The organism is Bradyrhizobium sp. C9, assembly GCF_002532045.1.
GTDB lineage: Bacteria > Pseudomonadota > Alphaproteobacteria > Rhizobiales > Xanthobacteraceae > Bradyrhizobium.
The window spans coordinates 197,540-204,717 of record NZ_NWTG01000013.1; the positions used below are offsets into that span (position 1 = coordinate 197,540).

A 7,178-nucleotide genomic window follows, 5' to 3' on the forward strand; every position below is an offset into this window, starting at 1 on the left:
CGGAGTTGACCCACAGCGGACGAGTCTCTTACCACCAATCCGCCCTCTCGCTCGAATGGTCCTCGATGGAGAGCCGCGTGCTTCCTTGCGTCACCCTGAGATTTTCTATGTCGGCCCATGTCAGCGGGGCTCCGCCGATGGCCGCTACGTGAGGGCTAAAGGTTAACCAATTGGTTCCTGGTGGTCGATCACAACTCGCTGCGTCGAGAAGTGAGACGAGCTTACCCTTGGAAAAACTGACCCGATATCGTTGACCGTCGTGTACAGTAGACACAACGAGCCGCTCGGACAGGGCGTTTAAGACGGCACCGATGAAGAAGGGTTCGAACAGGGGGACACCTGCGCGCATGTATAAGAATATTTCATAAATTGCCGGGTGCGGCACTCTTCCCCCAATCGGCGTGAAGGGCGAGATGGGAAGCGGCGCTGCATCCCAAGCCACAGTGATCGTGGACTCACTCCACAACTGGACAAGTACTTCCTGCGGCGACGGCTCCAAATTTGTGATGGCATCGACAAGCGCATTCGACAAGCACAATGCTGAGGACCGATCTCGCTCAGTTGCGCCAATATACATATCGGGTCTTCGCCGGATTGCGTCCAGTCCCTCAATAATCGTGATGTCTCGCATCGTGTACATGCCAACTCCGGGCTTTGAGGTGGATCAAAACATCGTCCGAGCAGAGAGGTCGCTCTCCACTCGCAAGCTTAGCAAATTGGACTGGTATCGCTAATGTCCCCTTCTGGCCCAAAATCGACATGCTGACGTAGCCGGTGATATCAGGTTCTAGGGAGTAGAGCCGACACGGCGGATTGATGAGCACTCGCCCTGGTTCAATCTGGCTTCATCGCGCGTCAGCTTTGATGATTAAATAAAATCTCATACCATCGTCAAACTCACGTATTGGATCGCGTTTCCACAAACGTAATTGTTCTGGACCAACCTTCGACGCGATCATTTTCACGGAAAGCAATTCATGAATGCGTTCATCGTTCGCCCAATCAACGGAACGCTTGGAAGCGCGATCGCCATTCGCGACGACTCCGGGGAAGAACAGAAACTCGCCATATTCGCCGACGCCAGGATTCAGGATTGCGCACGCGTCGGCGACGACCGCTGCCTTTTCCTTTCGCAAAAAATGGGCATTGCGCTTGTCGACCTCAGCTCTCGTAAGGTGATCAAGCGCGGCCGGCTGAAGCAAGCGGCGGATCGCATCGCAGTTTCCAGTGACGGAAGGCGGGCGGTCGCCTATCACTGCAATCCCGGCCTGATCGCGGTCATCGAACTGCCGACACTTCAGGAATCCGCCAGATACAACCTGATCCAGACGCAGGAAGATGGCGCTTTCCAGCTCCTCCACCGCGATAACGATGCCCTGAATAAGGGTGGCACTCCCTGGGATTCAATCCCTTTTTCCGACGGCCCACTTCGTGGAGAAGCCGGTGCTGATCAATTCTGGCTGAAATATGCGCCGGCTGAACCCAACGGCCTGCGGCGCATACGGTTCGACCGCGGCGCGCGCGCAATTGTCCGGGCCGACGGCAAACTTGTGGTGCCATTCGAGTTCAGCGTCAACGGACCGGAATGGGTGCGGAGCAGGCTACGCAACAAGCCGATCACGACCATGGCGCGGGACATAACCGTCGGCGTCGCCGTGATCGACCTGGGCACAGCGCGGATCGAAATGCAGGTGATCCAACGGCAAATCGAGCCATCGGTCTATACAACCTTTCCCGTCCAGTCGATCAGTCCGGACGGGACGCACGCGATCATTCGCGCCTTCGATCCCGTTGCCGTCGATCCCGGTGCGCGAGAGCACGGGCTTGGCGATCGGCTGCGCCAATTGTTCGGGAGCGAGCCGGACACCGCCCTCGCGTTCGGTCTCGGGGTTTGGGACGTAACGGGTAAGCCCAGCCTTGCGAGTTCCGTTGCGTTCAAGCCTTTGAAGGGCGAGACATTGCGCAGGATCAATACGCTGCGTTTCAATGACGCCGAAATCGCCGAGGCGCGCAAGGAGATCGGTCTGGTTTTTCCCGGCGTCGAGGCTGGCTTTGCGAGCCGCGAGGGGGAATGGCGCACAAGCCGCGAAAAGCAGCTTGAAGACGCCTATTTCGACCCGCTTGAAACGCGAGAGGTGCCCGCTTTCAATCCTGCTTTCGGCCACGTCCATTTTCCTGTTCTATTCGCTGAGACGACGCAGTTGTTCTGGAAACTACGGCCAAGACCGTTTTCAACACTTCCCTGGGATCATTTCGACGACCGGCAGCGCTGCTTCGTCGCCGACGTCTTGAACGGTTGGTCTGCGCATTCCGCCGGTTCAGCGGATTCGATAGCCTGGATCGCGCACGACCGATTTGTCGTCCTGTCGGGCGACGGAACTGTCCGCGAACTCTCCATTGCCGGTGCGGTGGGCCAAACCTATCAACTGGTCGATCCCAAGACCGGCAGATGGACCTTTACTGAGCCAAGTCTGTTTCCGCATGAGTTGATCCACCTTCGCAACCGCGCGTTCGAGATCACTGCGTTCAACCATCGGCTGGAATTCGACCTGCCGTCCATGGCGCCATCCAGCGCCGGCGCTCTCGGTGCGCCGATTCCCTTGGCTTACCGTGTCGTGGCGGATGTCGCAGCCCGCAATGCAGAAGTGAAGAAAGTCGACAGCCTCGCCGAAGCGATCAGACGCGGCTATGTCAAGATCGGGGCGAAAGAGCCTGCCCGCATGATCGCCGGCTTGCGCGAATTGGCGCGCGAGGCGCGCGAACATCTCGATGAAATCGTAGTTGACGACCGCTGGCTTCCGACCCTCCATTGTCGCGGCAAAGCCGTTGGCGAGACTGAATTTTGCGACATTCTGGCCGCTGACGGCTCCGACGCCGCCGCGCGAGCGCTCGACGAACTGCTGACCGCCTTCCTCGATGCGACAGCAGTCCGGCGACAGAATGTCTGGCATCCGGATGACGTGACGCCGACGATGGGGCCGGTGACCTTCGCGCTTATCAGGCTTTGCGACCCGTTGCCGCCTTCGGTCGCCCGCTTCTATGACAGGCGCGACATGAGCCACGACACTTGGACTCCCCAGGAATTCGAGCGCCTTGATCTTCCGGAAGACCGGTTCTTGTCACCGGACCTGTCGACCCTGCAAATCCGCCTCGCGATTCAGGACATTTGCGCGGGCAACGTCAAAGCCGATATCTTCGCGCTCTATCGCCTGCCGCTCGTGCGCGAGGCGCTTCACATCGATCCATCTCGATCGGCTAATCTGGCCCAAGCAATCATCGATCAGCTCTCGGGACAAGCATCCGACCTTGCCTGGGCAACCAGCGCTGGGGTGGCCGGGGTGCTGGAGGCGATCGTCGAAGGACTAGACGCCGACATTCCAGCAGAGGCGGCTCTTGCAGAAGAACTCCATCGCCGCGGCAAGGTCGCCAATTCCTGAAGTCCTCGGATTATTTCAATCTGAGTTCATCCCGCCTTAGCGCGTCGTCGGCGCCGCGCCGAGATTGCCCGCCAGGATCGCCTTGCCGGCGTCCTCATACTGGGTGTCACGGGCCTGGATCTGCTGCGCGATCGCGTGCATGTCGCGGAACCGCCGCTCGAACGGATTCTTCGCGAACACCGCCGTGGCCCCCGACATGTGATAGGCGATGTCGACCACAGAGGCTGACTGGTGGATGGTCCAGGTCGAGGCGATGCGGATCGCGATGCTGTGCGCCTCGCTGATCGGATCGCGGCGGGCAAGATCGCTCCAGACCTCGTTCGCCGTCGCATAGAGATAGGCGCGCGCGGCGCGCAGGCTCGCCTCGGTGCGGCCGATCTGGCCGTGCACGGCGTTGTTGTCGCGCATCGCCTTGAGGGTAAGCGGACACGCGGCCTCGACCGCAGGGATGTCGCTCGGCTGAATGAAAGAAGCCGCCAACTGCGGTGGCCATTACTTTGCCGAACTCAGGTCTTGGGTTCTTGCTGCGCCACTCGGCCAGCTTCGCGCTATTTGCGCAGCGACGCGATGTAAGCGGCGATATCCGCTGCTTCGGCTCGGCTCAGCGGAAAGTTCGGCATCTTGGGATGCGGGTCGAGCAGGAAAAACGCCAGCTTCTCGGGACTGAAATCTGGGTTACGCGCAACTACAGCAAATGGCGGCACGTCGGCGACTGCCTGCTTCTGATCGTCGCTCACCACGTGACAGGTGGCGCACCATCGTTTTGCCAGCTCCGCCCCGTGATTTGCATCCGCAGCAATGGCCGCCGATCCGGCGACAAGTTCAAACGCGACAGCGAAAATCGCTGCATGACAGATTTGCATTGAGCAAGATTCCAACTCGATGGATCGCTTGTACCGCTGATCGGCCACGGCTTGAAGGGGACAGATGATTGCGATACCTTCTTGCCGCATTGCAGCAGGGCCGTATCCCGTGTGGGATCTGGTCGAGTGATTGGACGCCTATCCTGATGCCTGAAGAGATCGCGAACGCCAACATTGCGCACTTCAAGAAGCTTCTTGAGACCGAAACGGACGCGGAGAGGCGCGCCGCCATCGAACGTCTACTGGCGGAGGAGGAGTTAAAGGTCGCCGCCCTGCGCAATGCCCGAACTGAGCGCAACAAAAAGCGCTGAGTTGGAGGCCTTCCATTCGCGCCAATGGGTCGGATGAATGGCCACGGGGGCGGCCGTCTCTGCGCTTACCCAACCCCGAAGCACACGGCGGCACGGAAAGACAACCGCGTGGGTTTCTCCAGCGTCGAGAACCGCGACTTCGAGATCACGGTCGAACGGTGCGCTCGCTATCGTCTGCCAGTCCATAACAAAATGGTCTGGCAGTTCCTTGGCAGCGTCTTTGACCTTCATCAATTCAAGCTTGGTCATTGTTCGTCGAACATCGCTAACCGACACTCTTTGCTCATTATGGCCCGAGCATCCTTGGACCTCATCGAACATCATTTAGCCCGAAGGAGTCGTATTTGAAATTCGGGTGGTCTGCGTAAGGGGTTTCCCGGATCGTGTAGAGCTCCGTGATCGTCCTCTTCACGATGGAGCTTACCCCCCCCCTCCCCCGTAATTCTACGGCATGGCACAAATTGCACTAGCGCAGCCGGTTCCCGGGCGTAGTGTTTTGCCCCCCTAACGCGCTGGGGTTGTGTCATGAGTGACGACCTTTTCTTCAAGGTGTTCGCTGTCGTTTTGGGATTGGGACCTATCGTAATAGCAACCGCTATTCTGCTCGTTTCAGGGTAGAGCGCCACCGGGCCGCCCGAACACCAACCGGGCCGGTAGAAGGCCCCAGCAGCCAGCCTCACGGCCCCCAAAGGTTGCTGGGGCCGCTCGCGGTGCGCTGATTGCGTTCCTCATCCATTCCAATTTCATCATCTGTTCTTCAGTGGAATGAGGGTGCTGGCCTGTTTCCGACCGCAGTGGCCTTATTCGAATTACGAAGTGGCCTGAATTGGTTGAGCGGCATTCCCGGCGACGTTCTCAGTAGGACTATCAACTGCTATGCCCATCGAGATACTTATGTGGGTGCAAAGTCGTTCTCTACGGTGTTCTCCGTAACGCAGATGGACGCTTGGCGGTGACAGCGCAGTATTTCCGTGGAACTATGATTCCGTCACCGCCCGGCACGTGGCTTCTATCGGTGATGGAAACGCCAATCCGCGCTCCCGCCCAACAACCATGGGAGCGGGAGCCATGGCCGATTTCATCTTCATGGCGAACATCGCCCATTTCAAAGACCTTCTGGCGACCGAAACAGACGCGGTGAAGATTGTGATGCTGCGCAGGCTCCTAGCCGAGGAAGAGGCGAAGTTGGCCGAGTGGCATGCAAATAACCCACGACCGAAGGAAGAGTAAGTCCGCCTCAGTTGTCCTCTGTGATCTTGCCCTTGCCGTTGCAGGTCTTCTTGAGATCGCCCAGCCTCCGCAAGTAGTAGCCTTGGCTCTGAACCGCCTGCCTGATCTCCTCGCTAACCTTGATGACCCTCTTCTTGCTCTTGCGCCATTTCCCTTGGCCGCCAACGCCGGACACCGGAAATCCTTCCCTCACAACGAGCAGATCACGCCTGATGTTGAAATACACTTCGACCATGTAGTCTCCAAAGCGCTTGAAAAGTATTCGTTCAGAGCAACGTGTGGCTCGCTGGAATGCAATTAGCGCTCTGGTGACCGCCTTGTGAACATCGGGGAAATGGCCGTGCGGGCTCGATCGGTAGGATCGCTGCTGGCGATGGCACGACGCGAACAGCGACCAGATCGATCACAAGTCATTGGCACACTGCCGCGCGGTGTTCTATGCAACCTTGAGTTCTTAGTCTCTAATGCGACCGAGCGCACGGGGCTCGGAACATTGATACCGATCAATAGCTGGTAGAGGGTTGCTCTCTAGCCTTCTCTGATGATGTGGATGACGATTGAGCCCGCGCCGTTTGATCGGGACACTTGGAATTGGCCGTCATCGAGGCTGACGGGGGCCACGCATGCTCTCGTCTTCCCCTGGCGTCGCGCCCTCGAAGGCTGGATCAAGACATCAGCCGGCCGTCCCGTTCAGGTTCATCTGACCCACTGGCCAATTGGGACAAGTAGCAAGGATGGTTGCGCCATGCGACAGAACAGCGGAACGACTGCGATGACGCGATCCTTGCTGGTACTGACCATATGTCTCTTTTCGAGCACCATGGCTCAGGCGCAGGCTGAAGAGCAGCGGCATGGCAAAGAGATGTTGCAAAGGCTATGCGCCGGATGTCACTCCATTGGCAGGACCGGGAACAGCCCGAACAGGCTGGCGCCGCCCTTTCGCACCTTCAGTGAAACCAAACTCTACGACAGCGACTTCTTGCAACGACTGCAGGACGGCTATAGCAGCATCCATCCTTCCATGCCGACCTTCCGCTTCAGCAGGGAGGATGCGGAGGAGGTCGTCAGCTACATGAAATCAATTCAGGAACCTTCCAAGTCGAAATAACCTCAACTCGCGGCAGGGATGTGCTCACAACTGTTCCGCCAGCCGCATAGCGCGCCGTGCCCCTGGGTCCCGAAGAACGCATAGCGCCGAAGCGGATATGCCGTCCGCAAAGTTTCGGCTCTTCGTTTCTCCAAGCCGCCGCCGGGCAAGAATTGCATGATCCGTGCTTCCGCCTTCTGAGAGCCTGACCGAAAAAGCAGTGAGTGATTTCGGTCAGCTGTGATTCCTT

7 protein-coding genes and 1 pseudogene are annotated in these 7,178 nt (G+C 58.5%); 3 read left to right on the top strand and 5 right to left on the bottom strand.

Annotated features, from left to right (window positions below):
• Positions 1 to 28: 28 nt before the first annotated feature.
• Entirely contained in the window at positions 29 to 640 is a 612-nt protein-coding gene (locus CO675_RS24855; RefSeq protein ID WP_097674468.1) for a hypothetical protein, read from the bottom strand.
• A gap of 337 nt (positions 641 to 977) precedes the next feature.
• On the opposite strand from CO675_RS24855, the gene CO675_RS24860 reads away from it, so the two are divergent.
• Positions 978 to 3,437, top strand: a complete 2,460-nt coding sequence (locus CO675_RS24860) for a hypothetical protein (protein ID WP_143279097.1) — start codon at positions 978 to 980, stop codon at positions 3,435 to 3,437.
• A 36-nt stretch (positions 3,438 to 3,473) separates the two neighbouring features.
• On the opposite strand, the pseudogene CO675_RS24865 reads toward CO675_RS24860, so the two are convergent.
• The 3 genes and pseudogenes from CO675_RS24865 to CO675_RS24875 all read right to left on the bottom strand — a co-directional run.
• Positions 3,474 to 3,860, bottom strand: a pseudogene (locus CO675_RS24865) (acyl-CoA dehydrogenase family protein); the annotation flags it as partial.
• Positions 3,861 to 3,985: 125 nt separating this feature from the next.
• Positions 3,986 to 4,300, bottom strand: a complete 315-nt coding sequence (locus tag CO675_RS24870; RefSeq protein WP_097674470.1) for a c-type cytochrome — start codon at positions 4,298 to 4,300, stop codon at positions 3,986 to 3,988.
• Between the two features lie 257 nt (positions 4,301 to 4,557).
• Positions 4,558 to 4,860, bottom strand: a complete 303-nt coding sequence (locus CO675_RS24875; RefSeq protein ID WP_097674490.1) for a hypothetical protein — start codon at positions 4,858 to 4,860, stop codon at positions 4,558 to 4,560.
• Positions 4,861 to 5,679: 819 nt separating this feature from the next.
• On the opposite strand from CO675_RS24875, the gene CO675_RS41105 reads away from it, so the two are divergent.
• Complete coding sequence (locus CO675_RS41105) at positions 5,680 to 5,841, top strand: hypothetical protein (RefSeq protein WP_198964731.1); 162 nt, start codon at positions 5,680 to 5,682, stop codon at positions 5,839 to 5,841.
• 7 nt (positions 5,842 to 5,848) lie between these two features.
• Here CO675_RS41105 and CO675_RS24880 read toward each other — a convergent pair whose 3' ends face one another.
• Positions 5,849 to 6,076 (bottom strand): hypothetical protein, encoded by a 228-nt coding sequence (locus tag CO675_RS24880; protein ID WP_097674471.1) that lies wholly within the window; start codon positions 6,074 to 6,076, stop codon positions 5,849 to 5,851.
• A 510-nt stretch (positions 6,077 to 6,586) separates the two neighbouring features.
• Between CO675_RS24880 and CO675_RS24885 the strand changes: the two genes are divergently transcribed.
• Entirely contained in the window at positions 6,587 to 6,949 is a 363-nt protein-coding gene (locus CO675_RS24885) for a c-type cytochrome (protein ID WP_097674472.1), read from the top strand.
• Positions 6,950 to 7,178: the final 229 nt, after the last annotated feature.

Bases quoted from the DNA above. Each gene is read 5' to 3' on its own strand.
- CO675_RS24880 (WP_097674471.1), bottom strand. From the start codon at position 6,076: ATGGTCGAAGTGTATTTCAACATCAGGCGTGATCTGCTCGTTGTGAGG.
- CO675_RS24870 (WP_097674470.1), bottom strand. From the start codon at position 4,300: ATGCAAATCTGTCATGCAGCGATTTTCGCTGTCGCGTTTGAACTTGTC.
- CO675_RS24885 (WP_097674472.1), top strand. From the start codon at position 6,587: ATGCGACAGAACAGCGGAACGACTGCGATGACGCGATCCTTGCTGGTA.
- CO675_RS24855 (WP_097674468.1), bottom strand. From the start codon at position 640: ATGTACACGATGCGAGACATCACGATTATTGAGGGACTGGACGCAATC.
- CO675_RS24860 (WP_143279097.1), top strand. From the start codon at position 978: ATGAATGCGTTCATCGTTCGCCCAATCAACGGAACGCTTGGAAGCGCG.
- CO675_RS24875 (WP_097674490.1), bottom strand. From the start codon at position 4,860: ATGACCAAGCTTGAATTGATGAAGGTCAAAGACGCTGCCAAGGAACTG.
- CO675_RS41105 (WP_198964731.1), top strand. From the start codon at position 5,680: ATGGCCGATTTCATCTTCATGGCGAACATCGCCCATTTCAAAGACCTT.